14 protein-coding genes and 2 pseudogenes are annotated in these 22,369 nt (G+C 60.5%); 5 read left to right on the forward strand and 11 right to left on the reverse strand.

Annotation, left to right across the window (positions count from 1 at the left end; translation table 11 throughout):
• Positions 1-215 precede the first annotated feature (215 nt).
• Together AC1DHT_RS16545 and AC1DHT_RS16550 are read right to left on the reverse strand one after the other, a co-directional pair.
• Entirely contained in the window at positions 216-971 is a 756-nt protein-coding gene (locus AC1DHT_RS16545; RefSeq protein ID WP_427542694.1) for a tetratricopeptide repeat protein, read from the reverse strand.
• 2 nt (positions 972-973) lie between these two features.
• Complete coding sequence (locus AC1DHT_RS16550; protein WP_427542697.1) at positions 974-1,654, reverse strand: Fe2+-dependent dioxygenase; 681 nt, start codon at positions 1,652-1,654, stop codon at positions 974-976.
• A gap of 206 nt (positions 1,655-1,860) precedes the next feature.
• On the opposite strand from AC1DHT_RS16550, the gene AC1DHT_RS16555 reads away from it, so the two are divergent.
• From AC1DHT_RS16555 to AC1DHT_RS16565, 3 genes are all read left to right on the forward strand, one after another.
• A complete protein-coding gene (locus AC1DHT_RS16555) occupies positions 1,861-4,185 on the forward strand; it encodes a TonB-dependent receptor (RefSeq protein WP_427542700.1) in 2,325 nt (774 codons plus the stop codon).
• Positions 4,186-4,328: 143 nt separating this feature from the next.
• On the forward strand, positions 4,329-6,860 hold the full coding sequence (locus tag AC1DHT_RS16560) for a PepSY domain-containing protein (RefSeq protein ID WP_442114569.1): 2,532 nt from the start codon (positions 4,329-4,331) through the stop codon (positions 6,858-6,860).
• Between the two features lie 231 nt (positions 6,861-7,091).
• On the forward strand, positions 7,092-7,457 hold the full coding sequence (locus tag AC1DHT_RS16565) for an endonuclease domain-containing protein (RefSeq protein ID WP_427542703.1): 366 nt from the start codon (positions 7,092-7,094) through the stop codon (positions 7,455-7,457).
• 205 nt (positions 7,458-7,662) lie between these two features.
• Here AC1DHT_RS16565 and AC1DHT_RS16570 read toward each other — a convergent pair whose 3' ends face one another.
• From AC1DHT_RS16570 to ptsP, 4 genes are all read right to left on the reverse strand, one after another.
• On the reverse strand, positions 7,663-9,204 hold the full coding sequence (locus AC1DHT_RS16570) for an alkaline phosphatase D family protein (protein ID WP_427542706.1): 1,542 nt from the start codon (positions 9,202-9,204) through the stop codon (positions 7,663-7,665).
• Positions 9,205-9,463: 259 nt separating this feature from the next.
• Positions 9,464-11,203 carry a PTS fructose-like transporter subunit IIB gene (locus AC1DHT_RS16575; RefSeq protein WP_427542709.1) on the reverse strand — a complete coding sequence of 580 codons (1,740 nt, stop codon included), beginning with the start codon at positions 11,201-11,203 and terminating at the stop codon, positions 9,464-9,466.
• An 11-nt stretch (positions 11,204-11,214) separates the two neighbouring features.
• Positions 11,215-12,156, reverse strand: a complete 942-nt coding sequence (gene pfkB, locus AC1DHT_RS16580) for a 1-phosphofructokinase (protein ID WP_427542712.1) — start codon at positions 12,154-12,156, stop codon at positions 11,215-11,217.
• Complete coding sequence (gene ptsP, locus AC1DHT_RS16585; RefSeq protein WP_477761402.1) at positions 12,156-15,017, reverse strand: phosphoenolpyruvate--protein phosphotransferase; 2,862 nt, start codon at positions 15,015-15,017, stop codon at positions 12,156-12,158. The genes pfkB and ptsP overlap by 1 nt, the downstream gene beginning before the upstream one ends.
• A 308-nt stretch (positions 15,018-15,325) precedes the next feature.
• On the opposite strand from ptsP, the gene cra reads away from it, so the two are divergent.
• Positions 15,326-16,321, forward strand: a complete 996-nt coding sequence (cra, locus tag AC1DHT_RS16590) for a catabolite repressor/activator (RefSeq protein ID WP_427542718.1) — start codon at positions 15,326-15,328, stop codon at positions 16,319-16,321.
• 3 nt (positions 16,322-16,324) lie between these two features.
• Entirely contained in the window at positions 16,325-17,101 is a 777-nt protein-coding gene (locus AC1DHT_RS16595) for a TatD family hydrolase (protein WP_427542721.1), read from the forward strand.
• A gap of 28 nt (positions 17,102-17,129) precedes the next feature.
• Here AC1DHT_RS16595 and AC1DHT_RS16600 read toward each other — a convergent pair whose 3' ends face one another.
• The 5 genes and pseudogenes from AC1DHT_RS16600 to AC1DHT_RS16620 all read right to left on the reverse strand — a co-directional run.
• Entirely contained in the window at positions 17,130-17,843 is a 714-nt protein-coding gene (locus AC1DHT_RS16600; RefSeq protein WP_427542749.1) for a methyl-accepting chemotaxis protein, read from the reverse strand.
• Positions 17,844-17,987: 144 nt separating this feature from the next.
• Positions 17,988-19,127: pseudogene (locus tag AC1DHT_RS16605) on the reverse strand (HAMP domain-containing protein); the annotation flags it as partial.
• A 232-nt stretch (positions 19,128-19,359) separates the two neighbouring features.
• Positions 19,360-20,196 (reverse strand): regulatory signaling modulator protein AmpE, encoded by an 837-nt coding sequence (ampE, locus tag AC1DHT_RS16610; RefSeq protein ID WP_427542724.1) that lies wholly within the window; start codon positions 20,194-20,196, stop codon positions 19,360-19,362.
• Positions 20,193-20,753: a 1,6-anhydro-N-acetylmuramyl-L-alanine amidase AmpD gene (gene ampD, locus AC1DHT_RS16615; RefSeq protein WP_427542727.1), complete on the reverse strand. Its 561-nt coding sequence runs from the start codon at positions 20,751-20,753 to the stop codon at positions 20,193-20,195. The genes ampE and ampD overlap by 4 nt, the downstream gene beginning before the upstream one ends.
• A 151-nt stretch (positions 20,754-20,904) precedes the next feature.
• Positions 20,905-22,332 (reverse strand): annotated as a pseudogene (locus tag AC1DHT_RS16620) (DUF1631 family protein); the annotation flags it as partial.
• Positions 22,333-22,369: the final 37 nt, after the last annotated feature.

The raw sequence follows: 22,369 nt of genomic DNA on the forward strand, positions 1-22,369 counted from the left end.
ACAACTACTTAACCAGGGCAATGGTTTTTTTAGAACACCTCCACAAACAGAATCACCTTGCATCAAAATCAAACTATTACAACTGCGGTTTGAGCTCCAAATATCACGCACACCTGACGAGTGCATAAACCTATTCAGGTAATACTTTCTATCGTGTAATAGTCTAAAGACAGCGAAACGTCGCTATCGAGATAGTTAACGGTAACAACAAACCGTTACAACATGGCCAGCTGAGAAAGCCGCAGCCGATAGGCATCAGCCATCCCACGGATTTGCGGATGATGTGCGCCTTGCAATGACTCACTGCCCACCCGCAAGAAATTCACGTTCCCCCCGGCCAACGCCTTGCGCAACCAGCCCAGCGCATCATCGACATGCCCTTGATCGGCCAGCACCGCGGCATAACTGAACTGCCCGCGAAAATCCCCGCCTTCGGCCGAGCGTCGATACCACTCCCGAGCCGCCAATGGATCCGCGGTGCATTGGCGTCCCTCTTCCAGATAGCGGCCCAGCAGGTTCATGGATTTGGCGTGGCCCAACTCGGCGGCGCAGCGATACAACGCCAGAGCTTGCGACTGATCCTCGATCACTCCGCGCCCGGTGGCCAGCAGGTTGGCGTAGTTGTACATCGCCCAGTCCAGTCCGGCATCGGCGGCGCAGCGATAATGCCCCGCAGCGACCGTAGCGTCGGCATTACAGCCCCAGCCATGTTCATGACAGCGACCGAGCATGTTGCGCGCCATCAGATGCCCGCCGTTGGCGGCGATCTCGAACCAGCGCAAAGCCAGCGCCTGGTCCTTGGCGATGCCCTGCCCTTCGAGCAGGATTTGACCGAGCAAGGCCTGGCCATCGAGGATCCCGGCCTTTGCAGCGATCAGGATTGCCTGGGCGGCACGGGCCGGGCTTTCGGCGAGCATCGCGCTGAGTTGATCGCCGTCGAGGACTTCCTCGCGGCGCAGTCGGTAGCTCACGGTTACACCTCGACCCAGCGGCGCAGCAGGTTGTGATAGGTGCCGGTCAGGCGAATCAGTGACGGGTGATCCGGCAAGTCGCGGGTCAGTTGCTGGATCGCCTCGTCCATCTCGAACAGCAAGGCGCGCTGGCTGTCTTCGCGAACCAGGCTTTGGGTCCAGAAGAATGAGGCATAACGTGTGCCGCGAGTAACGGCGTTGACCTTGTGCAGGCTGGTGCCCGGATAGAGCACCAGGTCCCCGGCCGGTAATTTCACTCGCTGGGTGCCAAAGGTGTCCTGGATTTCCAGCTCACCGCCGTCGTATTCGTCCGGGTCGCTGAAAAACAACGTCGACGACAGGTCGGTGCGAACGCGCTCGATACTGCCCTTGGGCTGGCGCACGGCGTTGTCGATATGAAAGTCGAAGCTGCCCCCCGCCGTGTAGCAGTTCAGCAGTGGTGGAAAGACTTTGTGCGGTAACGCCGCTGACATGAATCGCGGATGTTTCCACAACCGCTCAAGCATCGCTGCGCCAATTTCCTGCGCCAGCGGGTGACCTTCCGGCAGTTGCAGGTTGTGTTTGGCCTTGGCCGACTGGAAGCCTGCGGTAATCCTGCCGTCCGCCCAGTCAGCCTGCTCCAGGGCCTCGCGAATACGCTGCACCTCTTCGCGGGAGAACAAGCCGGGAATATGCAGCAGCATGGGGCGATACCTGAGGGCAAAAGGATGCCAATGGTATTGATTCTTATTGGCAATGTAAAATCGCTCTGACGGATGAGTCCGCAAAACCCGTAAGGGAAAACTGTAAAGAATGTAAATTCAGCGCAAATAGCAATATATCTCAATTGATACAAATACGTATTTACCCTATATTCCGCCGCCTCAAACCCTGGGGAGGGGAATTCACAATGTCACGCCAACTACCACAATCACCGGTCAGCTCACCGCGTCTACTCGCCTCTGCAATTGGCGTGGCGATCACTGCCAGCTCTGTAGCGCACATGGCTTACGCGGCAGAAAAGACCGACGAAAAAGCGCCGCGCAATGCAATTGCCCTGGAGGCCACCAGTGTCACCGGTGAAGCCCAGGACTCCACCTCCTATCAGGTCGAAAAAGCCTCTTCGCCCAAGTACACCGCGCCGCTGATTGATACCCCGCGTTCGGTGACCGTGATTCCACAGCAAGTCCTCAAGGACACTGGCGCCCTCAACATGCAGGATGCATTGCGCACCGTCCCGGGCATCACGTTCGGTGCCGGTGAAGGCGGTAACCCGCAGGGCGACCGCCCGTTCATCCGTGGTTTCGACGCTCAGGGCGATACGTACCTGGATGGCGTACGTGACACCGGCTCCCAGAGCCGTGAAATCTTCGCCGTTGAGTCGATTGAAGTCAGCAAAGGCCCGAACTCCGCGATTGGCGGACGCGGCGCAGCCGGTGGCAGCATTAACCTGGTGAGCAAAAAAGCCCATCTGGGCGACTCGTTCAATGGCGGCTTCACCTGGGGCTCGGACCAGACCCAGCGCTACACCCTGGACAGCAACTACCAGTTCAGCGATACCGCCGCTGGCCGCCTGAACCTGTTGAGCCACGAAAGTAACGTCGCCGGCCGTGACAAGGTCGACTACGACCGTTGGGGCATCGCGCCATCGCTGGCCTTCGGCCTGGGCACCGACACCCGCGTCAACCTCGACTACTACCATCTGCAAAGCAACGACCTGCCGGACTCGGGTATTCCGTACACCGTGCCCGCTTCGGGCAAGACCGCTGATCGCACCAAGAGCAACCCGGACAAACCTTACGCGGGTGGCGACAGCAGCAATTTCTATGGCTTGACCGACCGTGACTTCCGCAAGACCCGTACCGATACCGCGACCTTCGCCATCGAGCACGACCTGACCGACGCGCTGACCATCAAGAACACCCTGCGCCACGGCACCAGCATGCAGGATTACATCCTGACCCAGCCGGACGACAGCAAGGGCAACGTGAGCAACGGCAGTGTCTGGCGTCGTGCCAACAGCCGCGTCAGCAACGTCGCGACCACTACCAACCAGACTGATCTGTTTGGCAATTTCTACATCGCCGGCTTCAAGAACAGCTTCTCCACCGGTGTCGAGTTCACCCGTGAAGAAGGCGAAAAATCCTCGTACAACGTGAACACCGATACCACCCCGGGATCGCCCGCGACATCGAGCAGCAACTGCACGCCGTCGATGATTGGCGCATCCAGCGGCTACAACTGCACCTCGCTGGCCAACCCGAACCCGAACGATCCGTGGAACGGCGCGATTTCGCGTAACTACGCAGGCACTGACACCACCGCCAACACACGTGCCCTGTACGTGTTCGACACCCTGGAACTGTCGCCGCAATGGCTGGTGAACATGGGCCTGCGTTACGATCACTTCGACACCAAGTACAAGACCTTCACCGCGGCGGGTGCCACCACGGCGAAAGGCGCTGACACCAGCGAGTTCGTCACCGGTCAGTTAGGTGTCGTTTACAAACCGGCTGAAAACGGCAGCATCTACGCCTCTTACGCGACCTCCGCCACACCACCGGGTAATACCTTGGGCGAAGGCATGGACGGCAACCCGCTGTCGGGCACCAAGGATCGCAACGGCAATCTGCTGAGCAGCGACATGGAGCCGGAAACCACCAAGAACTACGAAGTCGGCACCAAGTGGGACCTGCTCAACGATCGTCTGTCGTTGACCGCCGCCCTGTTCCGTACCGAGAAAGAGAACGCACGCGTTCAGGTTGATACCACTTCCTACGCAAACGCCGGCAAAACCCGGGTTCAAGGGATCGAGCTGTCGGCAAACGGCAAGATCACCGACAAATGGCAAGTCTTCGCCGGCTACACCTACATGGACAGCGAACAAGTCGATGGCGGCCCGCTGAACCACGCCACCGATGGCAATCAATTGCCTAACACCCCGAAAAACAGCGCCAGCCTGTGGTCGACCTACAACGTCACGCCAAAGCTGACCCTGGGTGGCGGCGCGTTCTATGTCGACGACGTGTTCGGCAGCGTGGCCAATACCACCATGGTCAATTCCTACGTTCGTTACGACGCAATGGCCAGCTACAAGTTGACCAAAAACGTCGACCTGCAACTGAACCTGCAGAACCTGACCGACGTGACCTACTACGACAAAGCCTTCGCCACCCACTTCGCCAATCAGGCACCGGGCCGTACGGCATTGCTGAGCACCAACTTCCACTTCTGATAAAGAACCAAGTCGCCAAGCCCCGCCCATCCCGATGAGCGGGGCTTTTGCGTGTAAAAAAGAATGTTTCTCGACAACTCACGGCATAATGCGCGCCGTGGAATTACTGAACACACAGTTTTTAAATGAACAAGGCGGTCGACGTGTTGAAGAAAACCCTGTTCCAGCTGCACTGGTTCTTCGGCATCAGCGCGGGTCTGGTGCTGGCCTTGATGGGCATTACCGGTGCGGCGGTGTCGTTTCAGGATGAGATCCTGCGGGCACTGAACCCACAGGTCCTGCAGGTCGAGAAGCAGGTGGCCGGCGTGCTGCCGCCGGCGGATCTGGTGACCAAGGTCGAGGCTGCCGAGGGCAAGAAAGTCGCGATGCTCTGGGTCGAAACCGAGAGCGGCTTTGCGGCGCGCGTGTCCTTCACCCCACCGCCGGGCGAACGCCGTGGCCAGATGCGCTACGTCGACCCGTACACCGGCGACTACATGGGCGATGCCGTCGGCCAGGACTTTTTTGGCCTGATGCTGCAACTGCACCGTTTTCTGGCGATGGGTGACACCGGCCGGCAAATTACCGGTGCCTGCACGCTGATTCTGATTTTCTTCTGCCTGTCCGGACTCTACTTGCGCTGGCCGCGTCAGGTGGCGAGCTGGCGTGCCTGGCTGACCCTCGACTGGGCGAAAAAAGGTCGCAGCTTCAACTGGGACCTGCACTCGGTCGCGGGCACCTGGTGCTTGCTGGTTTATTTGCTGGCAGCGCTGACCGGGCTGTCCTGGTCCTATGAGTGGTACAACAAGGGCCTGAGCAAACTGCTGTCCGACACACCGCAAAACGAACGCATCAGACCAGGTCGTGGTACCCCGCCACCAGCCGGCCCCCTCCCGACCGCCGATTACAACGCGATCTGGAGCAGCATCTACAGTGCCGCGGGGCCGGGCCTGAGCGCCTATAACGTGCGCATGCCACCGGTGGCCGGACAACCGGCGACCGTGTTCTATCTGTTGAAAAACTCACCCCATGACCGGGCGCTGAACCAGATCACGCTCGACCCGGCCACCGGCGTTATCAGCCGTCAAGATCGCTATGGCGACAAGAGCTTCAAGGCGCAACTGTTGACCAGTATTTACGCGCTGCACGTCGGCAGTTACTTTGGTCTGGTCGGGCGAATTGTGCTGACCCTGGCTTCGTTGACCATGCCGCTGTTCTTCATTACCGGCTGGTTGTTGTACCTGGACCGTCGGCGCAAAAAACGCCAGATCAAAAACGCCCGTAAAGATCTGGAGCAAACCGCCAGCGATGCACCGGCATGGCTGATCGGTTTTGCCAGCCAGAGCGGTTTTGCCGAACAGTTGGCGTGGCAGACCGCCAGCCAATTGCAGGCCGCCGGGTTGCCGGTAAAAGTGCAATCGCTGGCGGCTGTCAGCGAGCAGGATCTGCGCGATTCAAGCCATGCGCTGTTCGTGGTCAGCACCTTTGGCGACGGCGAAGCACCGGACAGCGCTCGTGGTTTCGAGCGCAAGCTGCTCGGTCGGGCGCTGAGCCTTTCGAGCCTGAACTACGCCGTGCTTGGCCTCGGTGATCGGCAGTATCAACACTTCTGCGGCTTTGCCAAACGCTTGCACAGCTGGCTTTCGGAACACGGCGGCACCACGTTGTTTGCCCCGGTGGAAGTCGACAGCGGCGACCCTTATGCCCTGCGTCATTGGCAGCAGCAACTCGGTCAACTGACCGGACAGCCACCGGTCGATACCTGGAAAGCCCCGAGCTACAACAACTGGACCTTGAGCAAACGCGAACTGCTCAACCCTGACAGCAGCGGCGCCGACGTTTACCTGCTGGGCCTGACGGCGCCCGACAACAGCAGTTGGCTGGCCGGCGACCTGGTTGAAGTGCTGCCGCGCAACTGCCGGGGAGCGATTGAACAGTTCCTTGAAGGGCTGGGCATCGCCGGTAATACGCGAGTGCAACTCGATGGTTTGCACAAAACCCTTGAACAAGCCCTGGCCAGCCGTCAGTTGCCGGAGAACCGCGTGCATCTGGTCGGCCTGCACGCTCAGGCGCTGGTCGATGCGCTGGTGCCATTGGCCATGCGCGAATACTCGATCGCCTCGATTGCCGCAGACGGCGTGCTCGAACTGCTGGTGCGTCAGGAATGTCATGCGGATGGACGTCTGGGCATCGGCTCCGGCTGGCTGACCGAATACGCGCCATTGGGTTCTGCCATCAGCCTGCGAGTACGGCGCAACAGCGGTTTCCATCTCCCGGCCACGCCCGTGCCGATGATTCTGCTGGGCAACGGCACCGGGCTGGCTGGCCTGCGCAGCTTGCTCAAGGCACGGATTGCCGATGGCCAGACACGCAACTGGCTGCTGTTCGGCGAACGCAATCGCGAGTATGACTTCCTCTGTCGCGATGAACTCGAAGGATGGTTGATCGAAGGTGATCTGGAGCGACTGGACCTGGCGTTTTCACGGGATCAGGCCGAGAAGATCTACGTTCAGGATCGCCTGCGCCAACGTGCCGTCGAGCTAAAGAAATGGCTGGCGGACGGTGCATCGATCTACATCTGCGGCAGCCTGCAAGGGATGGCGACAGGGGTGGATCAGGTACTCAACGACGTGCTCGGTGTTGATGAAGTCGAGCGGTTGATCGAGCAGGGGCGCTATCGCCGCGACGTCTACTGAAGCCCCCTCACCCTAACCCTCTCCCCAGGGGGCGAGGGGACTGACCGAGATGTCTTGCGCTGTCCATCGACCTGAAATACCGAGTCGAACTCAGGTTTGAAAACGAAGAAGATTAGCTCCCTTTCCCCCTCTCCCCCCTGGGGAGAGGGTTGGGGTGAGGGGTGGTTCTAAAGCCGCAGTACAAAACCCGACTACAGTTAAACCTCCATTCCCTTCACACGGACGTGAAGCATGCCCAACCGCCCCACCCTCGACCAACGCCAACTCGCCCGCACACTTCGCGTCAACCAGACCGATTGCGAACGCCTGCTCTGGCAAAAGCTACGCAGCCGGCAGATCGCCAATCTGAAATTTCGACGCCAATTCCCCTGCCCGCCGTACATTCTGGATTTCTATTGTGCCGAGCTGAAACTGGCTATTGAACTTGATGGCGGTCAGCATTATGAAACGGCCGCCATAATCCATGATCGGCGTCGAACGCTCTACCTTCAGCAGCAAGGGATTGAGGTTGCGCGGTTCAGTAATCTGGAGGTCATTGAGCAGATGAGTGATGTTCTGGAGCAGGTTCTCAGGGTGGCGGCGGATCGAATGCCATGATCCTGATCTGAAATCGTCCCCTCACCCTAGCCCTCCCGAAACGTCGGACCGCCCCAAGGGGCGAGGGGACTGACCGAGGTGTCTTGCGCTATCCATCGACCTGAAATACCGAGTCGAACTCAGGTTTGAAAACGAAGAAGATTAGCTCCCTCTCCCCCTCGGGGAGAGGGCTGGGGTGAGGGGTGGTTTTTGAAGATCCACACACTCAAACCGGCTGCAACCGCTGCTCAAACACCGCCACCCCATCCAGATCCCGCAGGATCACGCTCATTTCGCCGGTCTGGCCGTCGATATTCACCTCGCCAAAAAACTGAAACCCGGCAAACGGTGAGGTGTTCTGCGCCGGTGGGGCTTTCTCGAACACCACTTCGGGGCCGAAGGTTTTATCCAGCGGATTGGGGCCGAAGCTGCCGGCATTCAAGGGACCTGCGACGAACTCCCAGAAGGGTTCGAAGTCCTGAAACGCTGCGCGATCCGGGTGGTAATGGTGGGCGGCGCAGTAATGCACATCGGCCGTCAGCCAGACGTAATTGCGCACCTGCCGCGCCCGCAAGAAACCGAGCAGTTCTGCGATCTCCAGCTCGCGGCCCTGGGCCGGGCCCGGGTCACCGTTGGCCACGGCTTCCCAGCGCGGAACGCCGGGGCTGACTTCGCCATCGGGCACGCCAAGGCCAATCGGCATGTCGGCGGCGATGACTTTCCACTGCGCACCGGAGTTTTTCAATTCATGCTTGAGCCACTCCAGTTGCTCACGCCCGAGAAAGGCTTTTTCGCCGCCGAGGTTGTCGTCATTGGCCCCACGATAGCTGCGCATGTCCAGCACGAACACATCCAGCAGCGGCCCGTAACCGAGCTTGCGATAGATCCGCCCGCCGTTGTCGGCGGCCTGCAAGCGCATCGGCGCGTATTCGAGCCAGGCTTGCCGTGCACGGCCGACCAGGCTGTGGATATCTTTGCTTTTGTAGCGCTCGTCGAGTTGCTTGCCCGGCGACCAATTGTTCACCACTTCGTGGTCGTCCCACTGCCAGATCTGCGGTACCTCGGCGTTGAAGCGACGGATGTTTTCGTCCATCAGGTTGTAGCGGTAGTTGCCGCGATATTCGTCGAGGGTTTCCGCGACTTTGCTCTTGGCTTCGCTAGTGATGTTGCGCCACACCCGACCGTTTTCGGTGGTCAGTTGCGCCGGCACCGGGCCGTCGGCGTAGATGGTGTCGCCGCTGTGGATAAAGAAGTCTGGCAGACGCAAGCGCATGGCTTCGTAGATGCGCATGCCGCCGATATCCGGGTTGATCCCGAAGCCCTGGCCGACAGTGTCGCCGCTCCAGACGAAACGGATGTCGCGCCGGGTCTGCGGCACGCTGCGCAGGTGACCGAACCACGGTTCGCTGGCCACGCCGCTTTGGGCGTCTTCGAAGTACACGCGATAGAAGATCGCCTGATCGGCGGGCAACCCGCTCAGCTCGACCCGGGCCGTGAAGTCGGTGCGGGCATCGGCCAACGGTGAGACGAAACGCCGAGGGTTGCTGAACAGGCTGCGAGTGTCCCATTCCACGACCATCCGCGCCGGGCGGTCGCTGCGGCTCCAGATCATCGCTCGGTCGCCCAGAAGATCACCGGACTGCACACCATCGGTGAGCTGTGGACGATCCTTGACCGAGGCGATCACTGCCGGAGCCAGGCCAGGTAACAACAAACCGGCGCCGACAACCTGCATCACTCGACGGCGTCCCAAGTCGAATTCGCTCATGGAGTTCTCCCTAAAAGGAAAACTTAAACATGGCTGTGTGAACGCGCGGTGACACTCACCACCGAGTCCTCAAACGCCACGCCCCCCGTAGCAGCTGGCGCAGCCTGCGTTCGGCTGCGCAGCAGTCGTGAAACCTGCGCCTGCGGTGAACCTGAAACTCCGCGTTGCCTGATTCTACGACTGCTTCGCCCGAACGCGGACCGAGCCGAACGCAGGCTGCGCCAGCTGCTACGGATCGTGTGAGGCGCCCAGACCGGCATCAGGCGTTGGCCGGTTCCAATGCCAGCTCGGCGGCTTCCGGGCGTTTGACCGCTGCGTAAACCACCGCTGTCAGCAAACTCCCGGCAACAATCGCCAGCAAGTACAGCAGCGCATGGTTGATCGCATTCGGGATCAGCATCACGAACAGCCCACCGTGCGGCGCCATCAATTTGCAGCCGAAATACATCGACAGCGCACCGGCCAGCGCACCACCGGCGATGCTCGCCGGAATCACCCGCAGCGGGTCCTTGGCAGCGAACGGAATCGCCCCTTCGGAGATGAAGCACAGCCCCAGCACCAAGGCGGCTTTACCGGCTTCGCGCTCGGTCTGGGCAAACTTGCGCCGGGCGATGAACGTGGCGATGCCCAGGCCAATCGGCGGCACCATGCCAGCGGCCATGGTCGCGGCCATCGGCGCATAACTTTGCGACGCCAGCAGCCCCACCGAGAACGCATAAGCGGCCTTGTTGATCGGCCCGCCGAGGTCGACGCACATCATGCCGCCGAGCAATACCCCCAGCAGAATCGCGTTGGTGGTGCCCATGCTGTCGAGGAAATGCGTCAGGCTTTCCAGCAGTCCGGCGACCGGTTTACCAACCACATAGATCATCACCAGGCCGGTGAACAGGCTCGCCAGCAACGGGATGATCAGAATCGGTTTCAGTGCTTCCAGACTTTGCGGCAGACGCGCATAACGGTTGATCGCCTGCGCCGCGTAGCCGGCGATGAAGCCGGCAATGATCCCGCCGATAAACCCGGCGCCCAAGGTACTCGCCAACAGGCCACCGATCATCCCCGGCGCCAGACCAGGACGGTCAGCAATCGAGTAGGCGATGTAACCCGCCAGCAGCGGCACCATCAACTTGAAGGCAGTATCGCCACCGATCTGCATCAATGCCGCCGCCAACGTGCCCGGTTCCTTGAACGCAGTGATGCCGAAGACAAACGACAAGGCAATCATCAAGCCCCCGGCCACGACCATCGGCAGCATGAACGAGACACCCGTCAGCAAGTGTTTGTAGATCCCGGTTTTCTCTTGCTTGGCCGGGCCTTGGGCGCCGCTCGATGCGGTTTCTTGCTTGCCTTCGGCCAGTGCTTTGTTGAGTGTGGCCTCGGCCTGTTTCAGAGCGATACCAGTGCCGCAGCGGTAAATTTTCTTGCCGGCGAAACGCTCGGTGGCGACTTCGATGTCTGCCGCCAACAGCACCACATCGGCATCCGCGATGGCTTGTGTGCTCAACGGATTGCGCGCGCCGACCGAACCCTGGGTTTCCACCTGCAAGTCATAGCCCAGACGCTTGGCCGCTTGCTGCAAGGCTTCGGCCGCCATGAAGGTATGGGCGACACCGGTCGGGCAAGCAGTGACCGCCACTATACGCGGCGCGGTTTTGCTGACGGCTGCGGGTTCGACGACGGCTTGCGGGGCGACGTAGATTTGGGCTTCTTCAGCACCACGGCGCAGCACCGCATCGACGTCTTGCAGGGCTTGGGACGGCGTGGTCTGGAATACCCGCTTGCCGACAAACCGCGACATATCCACAGTCCCGGTGCTGACCAGCAGCACCCACTCGGCGTCCTCCAGGGTCGCGGCGGACAGCTGGCGTTCCGGGTGCGCGGCGTCATGCACTTCAACGCTAGTGCTCCAGCCCTGACGCTGCGCGGCGGCATCGAGCAAACGCGCGCACAGCACACTGGTAACCATGCCATTCGGGCAGGCAGTAACAATGGCTAACTTCATGACCAACCCTCTTATTGTTCTGTCAGAGGGCGCACGCGCACCCCCTGTTCGAGCTGCGCCAGTTGCGCGGCGTCACCGATACCGAAACCGATCTGCGTGACGGCCATGGCGGCAATCGCCGTGGCGGTGCGCAAGGTCTGTTCTGGCGTATCGGCACTGAGCAAACCGTGGAGCATGCCCGCGAGCAATGAATCGCCGGCGCCCACCGTACTGACAACACTGACCCTGGGTGGCGTGGCGTGCATCGCCGAGCCGACACTGAACCAGTTGACGCCCTCGGCACCATGGGAAATCACCACGTGTTCGATGCCATGAGCGTGCAAACGACTCGCCGCTTCAGCTTGTGCAGTCACCGAAACCGCCTCGCAATCCAGCGCCTCGGACAACTCTTCGGTGTTCGGCTTGATCAACCACGGGCCCGCCGACAGCCCTGCACGCAGGGCTTCGCCACTGGTGTCGAGGGCGACTTTCAAACCCCGCGACTTGAGGCGCAGCAACAACCCGTGCAGCCACTGTGCGCTGACGCCTCGCGGCAAACTGCCGGCGACCACTACAGCGTCATGACCCAAGGTGATCTGATCCAGACGATCGAGCAACGCCTGCTGCGCGGCGGCACTGACCACCGGCCCCGGACCGTTGATGTCAGTGATGCGTCCGTCCGCTTCCGCCAGTTTGATGTTGCTGCGAGTCTCGCCAGGCACGCGGATGAAGGCGTCGACAAAACCGCGTTTGGCGAACAGGGTTTCGAATGCCTGCAGATTGTCCTCACCGAGAAAGCCGCTGACCGTCAACTGATGCCCGAGGTCTGCCAGCACCTGCGCCACGTTGATGCCCTTGCCGGCGGCGTGGGTGTGCATGGTGTCGCTGCGATTGACCTGACCAGGTTCCAGATGCGGCAACTGAACGGTGAGGTCCAGCGCCGGGTTGAGGGTCAGGGTTAGGATTTTGGCCATTACAGAGCCTCCACTAATGCGCGCACTTCATTCGCGCTGCCCACGGCCAGTGCCTGTTGGGCCAGATGTCGTACCTGCGCAAGACTCAACTCACGAACCCGTGCCTTGACCTCGCCGATGCTGCGCGCCGAAACGCTCAACTCATCCACCCCCAGGCCGACCAGCACCGGAACCGCCAGCGGGTCTGCCGCCAGTTCGCCACACACGCCGACCCACTTGCCATGGGCATGGGCGGCACGCACCGTGATGTCGATCAGTTGCAACACCGCCGGGTGCAAGCCATCGGCCTGTGCCGACAGAGTCGGATGCCCGCGATCGATGGCCAGGGTGTATTGGGTCAGGTCATTGGTGCCAACGCTGAAGAAGTCGACTTCCTTGGCCAGAACCGGCGCCAGCAAAGCTGCCGACGGTACTTCGATCATGATCCCCAGTTGCAGGTCAGCCACCGGGATTTCCAGACGCAGGCGCTCGGTCATGTCTCGCGCCTGACGCCATTCATCCACGCTGCYGACCATCGGGAACATGATCCGCAGCGGACGGTTGTCGGCGGCGCGCAGCAAGGCGCGCAACTGCGCTTCCATAATTTGTGGGCGTTGCAAGGTCAGGCGAATGCCACGTACGCCGAGGAACGGGTTTTCCTCCTTGGCAATCGGCCAATACGGCAACGGCTTGTCACCGCCAACGTCCAGGGTCCGGACCACCAGCGGCCGCCCGGCCAAGCCATCAAGCACCCGACGGTATTCGACTTCTTGAGTGGCTTCGTCCGGCGCTTGCTGGTGGGCCATAAAAATCAGTTCGGTGCGCAGCAGGCCAATCCCTTCAGCGCCCTGCTCCACCGCGCTGACCACGCCCGCGCTTTCGCCAATGTTGGCGAACACTTCGACCGCATGGCCGTCAGTGGTCAGCGCCGGCTGGTGACGCTGGGCCGCTGCCGCTTGCAGGCGTTGTTCGCGGTTGTCACGTTCTTCGGCGGCACGCTGCAACGTCGCCGCATCGGCGTCGACATGCAACCGACCACGCTGGCCGTCGAGCAGCAACGGCGTGCCCGCCGCCAGCTGCAACACCGCTACACCCGCTCCGACCAGCGCCGGAATGCCCAAGGCCCGAGCGACGATCGCGCTGTGGGCCGTGGCCCCACCGCGCGCCGTAAGAATGCCGGCCACCCGCGTCGGATCAAGGCGTGCAACGTCCGATGGACCCACTTCATCCATTACCAGGATGTACGGCTGATCCGGCTCGCTCGTGGTCTCGATGCCGCACAGTTGCGCCAGCACTCGCCGACCGATATCGCGCAAGTCCGCTGCACGCTCGGCAAGCAAGGCGTCCTGCAAGGACTCCTGTTGTCTGGCTGCCGCGTCGATCACCGCCATCCACGCCGCTTCAGCGCTTTCGCCTTGCTTGAGGCGAGTGTCGACTTCGTCGGTCAGTTCCGGGTCGTCGAGCATTTCCTGGTGGGTGATGAAAATCTCGCGAATGGCCTTGGCCTTGCTGCGCTGGATCAGCCCTTCGATATCGCGGCGAACATCGGCCAGTGAAGTCTTCAGACGCTCGCGTTCGATCGCCGTGGACTCGCCACGCAATGGGTAGTCGATTGCTTGCAACACCTGAATATGCGCAGGACCGATGGCAATCCCCGGCGCAGCAGCAACGGCCTGAATCACGCTGCCGGAGGCGGGAGCAACCACGACGTCAATGATTTCGTCGATGACCTCGCTCTGTGCACTCACCGTCGGCAACGGTTCGATGTCTTCGCCCAGGCCTTCTTCAATAGCCCTCAGCAGCGCCGGCAACGCATCGGCGGCGATGCTCGGCTCGGCAATCAACTCCAGCACCTGGCCTCGACGGGCACCGAGGCTGAGCAGTTTGCTCAAGCTCTTCACCGACACCGCGCTGTCCTGGCCGTCGACGATGCGGATGCGGATCTCGCCTTCAAAACTTTTCGCCAATTGCGCAAGGATCTTCGCCGGCCGCGCGTGTAAACCGTGGGCGTTGGCCAAGGCGATACGAGCGCTCGGCCAATCGGCCGGCAATTCGCCGCCCAGCACTTCCAGCACCGCACGACGGCTGGTGGCGCGACCGAGCTCGTGACCACGGCCTTCAATCAGCAAGGCACAAAGACGCTCGAGCAAAGCCTGATGCGCCTCGCCAAGGCTGGCCAGACAGAACAGCCCGCTCAGTGGCTGGCCGAGGTAACGAATCGGTTTGTCCGGGGTGACGAAGGCCAGACCCGGGCGCTTGACCGTTTGTTCGCTGTGCAGCCACCACAGGCCATCGCCCAGCGGCAGTGCTTCGACCTGCTGCAATACCGCAGAAAAACCATTGCTCACGCAGTCGGCCTGACGCAACAACCGCGCGCCACGCCAGACCAGCTCTTCGAAATCGTCGGCGGAGACACCCAGGCCGATCATTTGCGCATCCAGCGCCAGCTCTTGCGGTGCGCCTTGCAGCAGTTTCAGCAAGGCTTCGGCACTACTGGCGCGGCGCAAGGCCTGGCCCAGATCGGTTTCACCGAGGGCACGGGTCAACAATTGCAGCAGGCGCAAATGCTCGTCGGATTTGGCCGCGATACCAATCGCCAGATAGACGATATGACCGTCGCCCCAATCCACTCCTTCGGGGAACTGCAGCAAACGTACGCCGGTGGTGTGCACCAGATCGCGGGTATCGGGGGTTCCGTGGGGGATCGCAATACCTTGGCCGAGAAAGGTCGAACCCTGGGCTTCACGCGCCTGCAGGCCGCTGAGGTAACCCTCGGCCACCAGGCCATCGGTGACCAGCGTGTCGGCCAGCAAATGCAACGCGGCGGCTTTATCCACAGCCGATTGGCCCATGGATATCTGCTCTATGGTGAGCTCGAGCATGCTTTCTCCTTTTTGGCGCGGGGTCGCGCCAGGTATTGTTTTGATTGAATCAGTTTAGGCCTTATTCAGAGCACTCTTTTTCAGAGCATCCTTTGTCGGTTTCGCGGCAGAACCGGCAAAAATAGCCAATAGCGCAGAAAATACGCTTGCTGAAACGTTTAATCTAGATGAGTCTGCACGTTACTCGATAATCTCCCAACCTTGAAGTCCAACTTGTCGGATGCGTTGCGACATAGGTCGCCTGCCGTAATCGGGTAGGATTGGACAAAATGTCGGGACACGCTCGAAAAAAACAAGGAAATCCCGGGTTGAAACTCAGTGATATCGCCCAGTTGGCCGGTGTGTCCGTCACCACCGCCAGCTATGTCATCAATGGCAAGGCCGAACAGCAGCGCATCAGCAACGCCACCGTCGAGCGCGTGCGCGCGGTGGTCGAGCAACATGGCTTTACGCCTAATCCTCAAGCGGCCGGGTTGCGCAGTCGGCACACCCGCACACTGGGTTTCATTCTGCCGGACCTAGAAAACCCCAGTTACGCGCGGATCGCCAAACTCCTCGAACAGGGTGCGCGGGCGCGTGGCTATCAGTTGCTGATTGCCAGCTCCGACGACGCACCAGAAAGCGAGCGCCAGTTGCTCAAGCTGTTTCGCGCACGGCGCTGCGATGCGTTGATCGTCGCCAGTTGCCTGCCGGCCGGTGATGACAGCTATCGCCAGTTGCAGGCCAAGGGCTTGCCGATCATTGCCATTGACCGGGTCATGGAGCCTGAGCATTTCTGCTCGGTGATCAGCGATGATCGCGAAGCCAGCCTGAACCTCACCCGCAGCCTGTTGCAGCCAGAGCCCAAGCAGATTGCGCTGATCGGTGCGCGGCCCGAGCTGAGCATCAGCCAGGAGCGTGCGGCCGGCTTCAAGCAGGCTTTAGTCGACTTCAAGGGTGACGTCCTGATCGAACACGGCGAGGCATTCAGCCGCGACTGCGGCCGACAGCTGATGGAAGAATTACTGCAACGCCTCGGCCACTTGCCGGATGCGCTGGTGACGACGTCCTACGTGCTGCTTCAAGGCGTGTTCGATGCCTTGCATGACTTCCCTTTGAAAACCCGTCCGTTGCGCCTCGGCACGTTTGGCGACACACAGCTGCTGGACTTCCTGCCGCTGCCGGTCAACGCCATGGCTCAGCAGCATCAACTGATCGCCGACAAAGCGCTGCAACTGGCGGTCGCGGCGATTGAAGAAGCCCATTACCAACCCGGTGTGCAAGCCATCGCGCGGACCTTCAAACAGCGTATTCGCCAGGACTGAAACGTGGAGCTGATCGACAGCCACACTCATCTGGACTTCCCGGACTTCGACCCGGACCGTCAGGCGCTGCTGGCTCAATGCCGCGCCTTGGGTGTGAAGCGGATGGTGGTGCTGGGGGTTTATCAGCGCAATTGGCAGCGGGTGTGGGATCTGGTGCAAAGCGATCCTGACCTGCATGCCGCGTTTGGCCTGCACCCGGTCTACGTCGATGAACACCGTCCCGCTGACCTGACCGAGTTGGCGGACTGGCTGACACGTCTGGCCGGCCATCGGCAACTGTGCGCCGTGGGCGAAATTGGCCTGGATTACTTTCTTGAGGACCTGGACCGCGAACGCCAGCAAGCGCTGTTTGAAGCACAGCTGCAACTGGCGGCAGACTTCCAGTTGCCGGCGCTGCTGCATGTGCGGCGCAGCCATGCGGCGGTGATTGCGACCTTGAAACGTTTCAGGCTCAAACGCGCCGGCATCATCCACGCCTTTGCCGGCAGCCAGGAAGAGGCCCGCGAATACCTCAAGCTCGGTTTCAAACTGGGATTGGGCGGCGCGGCAACCTGGCCACAAGCCTTGCGCATGCACAAAGTGATCGCCGGTTTGCCGCTGGAATCGGTCGTGCTGGAAACCGATTCACCGGACATGGCGCCCGCCATGTACCCCGGACAACGCAACAGCCCTGCTCACCTGCCGGCGATTTGCGCGGCACTGGCGCAGATCATGGCCATCAGCCCTGAGCAACTGGCCGCCGCCAGCACCGCCAACGCCTGCGAGCTGTTCAACTGGTAATCCGTCGGTTTGCGGCGACCGGCAATTGTCAAACCCTGAACGCGCTGATCAAGTGCTTCAACTGCACCACTTGGGCCGACAGTGCACGGCTGGCATGCTCGGTCTGGTGCGCACCTTCGGCGGTGCGCTCGCCGGCCCGGTTGATCTCGACAATGTTCTGGTCGATGTCGTGGGCCACCGCAGTTTGCTGCTCGACTGCCGCGGCAATTTGCTGATTCTGATCGACGATCATGCCCACCGCGCCCAGGATGTTTTCCAGGGCTTGCTGGACCTTTTCCGATTGACCGACCGTGCCGCTGGCCATCTGGTGACTGACGCCCATGGCCTTCACGGCTGCGCCAACACCACCGTGCAGCCTGGTAATCATCTGCTCGATTTCTTCGGTCGATTGCTGGGTCCGTTTGGCCAGGGTACGGACCTCATCGGCCACCACCGCAAAGCCACGTCCCTGCTCACCCGCACGGGCGGCCTCGATGGCCGCGTTGAGCGCCAACAGGTTGGTCTGCTCGGCGATGCTCTTGATCACTTCCAGCACGCGACTGATGGACTGGCTGTCGCTGGCCAGTTGATTGATCACCAGCACTGACGAGTCGATCTCGCTGGCCAGTTGCGCAATGCTGCCTTGTTGCGACTCGACCAAGCCGCGGCCGCTAATGGTTTCATCGTTGACGCTGTGGGCACTGCTGACGGCAGCCGCCGCACTGCGTGCAACTTCCTGAGCGGTGGCCGACATCTGGTTCATCGCCGTGGCGACTTGTTCGATCTGCGTACGCTGACCGGCCACCGCCTGATTGCTCCGGGCCGATACCGTTTCCACCTGACTCGCCTGACGCTCCACTTCGTTGACGGTCTTGCCGACCAACTCGATCAGGTCATGGATCTTCGCCACGGTGCCATTGAAGACGTTGCCCAATTCACCCAGCTCATCACGGCTGTGAGCGGTAAACGTGATGGTCATGTCACCGGCCGCCACCTTGTCCATCACTCCGCCGAGACGCTTGAGGGTGGTGCGGGTGGAGGCATAGAAGCCGCCGTAGAGGTAAAAAATCAGCACGAACACCACCGACAGTGCCACCGCCTGCAGCACCATGTGCGTGCGGTTCTGTTCCAGGCGTTGCTGCAATTGAACGCCGAGAAACTTAAGCGTCGCGTCATTCAGTTGATAGGTCTTGTCCATCAGCCCAGTGACCTGATCGTAAAAACCCTGCCAGGGTTTATCGAGAGTATCGGCCACCACCACCTGCTCCTCAAACAACTCGCTGGCTTGTTTGAGCGTGGCTTTACTGGCATTGGCCGAGGGTTCCAGCACCTCACGCGCCGCTTTGCCGGCAGCCAGTGCGTCCTGCAACTTCAAGGCATATTCGGCCTGGAGCTTGTCGATCTGCGCCAGCAGTTCATCGAACCGGGTGCTCGAAGCGGAGTTGAGAAACCCCTGCCCCAGCGAGTAGGCCCCCATCGCCCGGCCTTCGCCGAGGGTTTGCGTCACACGCGGGGTAACGTTGGTGATCAGCTCACTCAATTGGCGCAAATCACTCTGGTTGTCACGACTCAAGCCGGCCTGGCTGGCGATGATCTGACTGAAAATCTGCGCATTGCCGAGCAGTTTGCCGATCAGCGCGCTTTTGCTTTGCAGGGACGTCTCCGCTTGTTGAGCCTTGAACGCGGTAATCATTTCATCGCGCTTGCCCTCAAAAACACTGACCTGCTCAGGATCGATGGTCATCGCGGTCAGRCTTTGCAGGCGTGCAAGCACTCCCTGCTCAAGAGCGCTGATTTTCGATTCGGTATCTCCGGCCTTGCCAGACTGCCCGAGGGTCGCGTTGATCTGTACCAGGTTGTTCAGGGTTTCCAGATCCCGCCGCAACGTCAGCCCACCGCCCAGCAGGTCGAGGCTTTGCAATTCGACCTGGGTACCCTGGAACTCGCGATACGAATCCCGAACCAGATAGAAATTGGTCACCAGCATGGGGAAGAAAAACAGCACGCTGATCAGGCTGAACTTCATGCCGAAGCTCAGGCGATTCATCAGCGCAACGGCGGGATAGAGCAAACTCTTCACGGACGTCCCCCTTTCATTTCTTATTTTTTTGGGCTGGCACGCAGATGCAGCAGATAGCCACTATGGCGCGCTGCTTCTGTATAGCTCAAATCGAAAGGAGGTTTTGTAACTTAAGGTTAACAGCTAGAGCGCACGCGCACCTGTAGCAGCTGCCGAAGGCTGCGTTCGGCAGTTGCTACAGGTCGGGGTTATGCAGAAATCAGGGCAGCACAGTCCAAACGGCAAACCCGGCATACCAGACCACCGCCGCCCGCAGCAGCAGTTCCCAGATCTGATCCAGGTTTTGAACCCCTTCAGGCCCCGCCACTGGCGCCGGAATCTCACCCGCTACCACGCCGACGTTCTCGATCAGTTGCGCGGCGCTGATATTCCAGTTCAACAATTCATGGAGCATCACCCGGCTGACCGCGACGAAGTTGCCGACCAAAGCAAAACTCGCTGCCAGCAAGCGCACCGGCAGCCAGTCAAAGGCATGTCGCAATTGTGCGGCGCGCTCGGCCACTGCCGGGTTCTTGCCATGTTCGGCCGCCAGGGCCAGCAAGCGATAACTCAAGGCCGCCACTGGACCGAGCAGGAAGTACCAGAAAATCACCGCAAAAAAACTCTGGTAAGCCTGCCATAGCAAATGGGCTTGAACCTTCTGCAGCAATTGCTCGCCGCTGTCGGCGCAAATATCCAGGTCACGTTTGGCGACAAGCGCCGCCGCTTGCAGGTCTTCCCGACGCCAGGCATCACGAAACGGTCCCAGGCCGCCGAGCAAATCACCACGGCCCAGGCTGTAAATCACCACCAGCAAATGCACCGGCAAGGCCAACAAGCCATAGGCTACCGGTTCCAGTACCAGCAACAAAAAGCCGAGTAACGCCACAGGGAACAGCACCAGCAATGCCAGTACCAGCCAAGGCCGATTCGCAAGCTTTGGGCTGGCTTCATATTTGGCCAGCTCCCGCAGCCATCCACTGTCGCGCTGAACTTGATGACGCAAGGCCGAGAACTTCTCGACCCAGACCGCCAGCAGTAACACCAGAAAACTCATTGTGCTTCCCCTTTTTCCAGAGCCCCGCGAAAGCGTGCCCAGTCGAACGCCGGTCCCGGATCCGTCTTGCGCCCGGGTGCGATATCGCTATGCCCCTGGATACGTGAATGGGTGATGGCTGTAAACGTAGACTGCAATTGGCGGGTCAAGGCAATCAGGGCGTGATATTGAGCCTCGGTGAACGGCAGATCATCAGTGCCTTCAAGCTCGATGCCAAGGGAGAAATCATTACAGCCTTCGCGCCCCTCGAACCGGGAAACGCCTGCGTGCCACGCCCGATCAAGACAAGAGACAAACTGTGTGATCGCGCCGTCACGCTCGATCAGAAAATGTGCAGACACGCGCAAGTCGGCAATCCCTTCAAAATAAGGGTGCTCGGTGACATCCAGGCGGTTTTGAAAAAATTCCTGCACCTTGCCCGTCGCGAACTGCGCCGGAGGCAGGCTGATGTTGTGGATTACCAGCAAGGAGATTTCGCCCGTGGGGCGCGCATTGAAGTTGGGGGACGGGCAATGGCGCACGCCTTCAAACCAACCGCTCGCGGGGTCCAACTGCATACAGGCTCCTTCAATGACGGCTCTGACGGGCTCCAGTATGCCGTGATCACCCCTCAGGTTGCGATCACTTGCCGCAATTGAGTCGACGCAGGTTGCCAATCACCGACTCCAGCGCCCGATCGAACAACAAGGTGTCGTCGAACGTACGCACCGCGCCACGGCGAAACTCCAGGGCCAGCCCAGTGCGAGTGCGCTCGTCGCTGGTGAAGGCGAGAAAGTCGCTCAGCAGTTCGGAGAAAATCGCCGGATCATCGACAAAGTCATTCAGCAGCCGCTGCACCACCTGCTCGATGCGCAGGTACAGGCTGTCGCGCTGATGATCATCGCATTGCTCCCAGCCCATTGCCGCTGTGGCAATTTCATTGAGCAGACGCCGGGCCGGGTGACTGCTGCGACTAAAGAAACTTTTGTCGAGCACTGCGACCTTGAGCATCGGAATCTGCAAGCGGCCGATCAACGCCTTGAGGGACTCCGGCAGATTGCGGTCGGCGAGAATGAATTCAAAGAGCATCGCGATCAGATTGATCACATCCTCATCCACTACCCCGACCACCCGAGACTTGCCACTTTTGACACTGACCCGGGTCAGCAACTGTTCAAGCTGATTGCGCAGGTCGAAATCATCCTGGGTGGCAGGGACCGGCACGTATTGCTGCAAGTGCGAGAGCAGGCGCAGCAGATCGCGGGTCGAGATGGGCTGGCTCTGGGCGCTGACTTCGAGGGTCGGCGCAACACTACCGCGCACGAGGTACAGCAACTCCTGCAAGGTGGCGAAAACTTCCTGCACGCTGTCATCGACGTGCGTGCTGTTGGATCTGATGCCCGACTCGCTGGACTCCGCATGAACACTGGCCACCGCCCGGTCCGTGACACGGCGCGCTGGAGCGGCCTTGAGTTCAGGCAGAACGCCAGTGGCAACCAGCAACTGGTTGGCTTGCGCATAGAGCTGATCAGCATCGCTGAGCACATAGCGTTCGAACAATTTGAGGATGATCAGCTTGACCTTGATCTCCATCCCCAGATTGCGTCCGGCCTGCAAAAAGTACTCGCAGAGCATGGCCGGCCCCATGGGATTGCGCGAATCATCCAGAGGCTTGCCCAGCAGCGTGCTCAGGCGCGCGGTCAGTTGTCCAAGGGCAAAGCCGTCCCGGTTGAGCGCCTTGGCGACCATGGTTTCCAGTGCCACTTGCCGCTCAAACTCGTCACTGGGGAGCTCGTCCGAGGGGTCGACACTCATCGCCAGCGGCAAGGCGGCGTGAGTCGGGTCGTACTGGATGAGGCCGGCAAAGGCCTCGAAGAAAAGCTCGTGAAAACCGCGCTCGATGTTTTTGCGCTTGAGGCGCAAATCGCGCATGGCTTCAAAGAAAATGTTCTGTTCGACAGTGTGATGTGCCCGGTCGGCCATTTCGAACAAGGTGTCGTCGGCGTTATCGAACAGCTCCTGCAAGCCGAGCCTGAGTTGTTGCACAGCCTTGTCGCGAACCTGGAGCAGAATCACCGGCAGGCGCGCGAGCGGCGATCGATTCGCCTGATCGGTAGCGGCCTTGTGCAAAGGCACTACATTCCCGTCGTTGTGCATCCAAGCCTCTTGCAAAGGGGTGATTCCTCGGTTCGAT

It is taken from the genome of Pseudomonas sp. 05N432 (assembly GCF_056396945.1).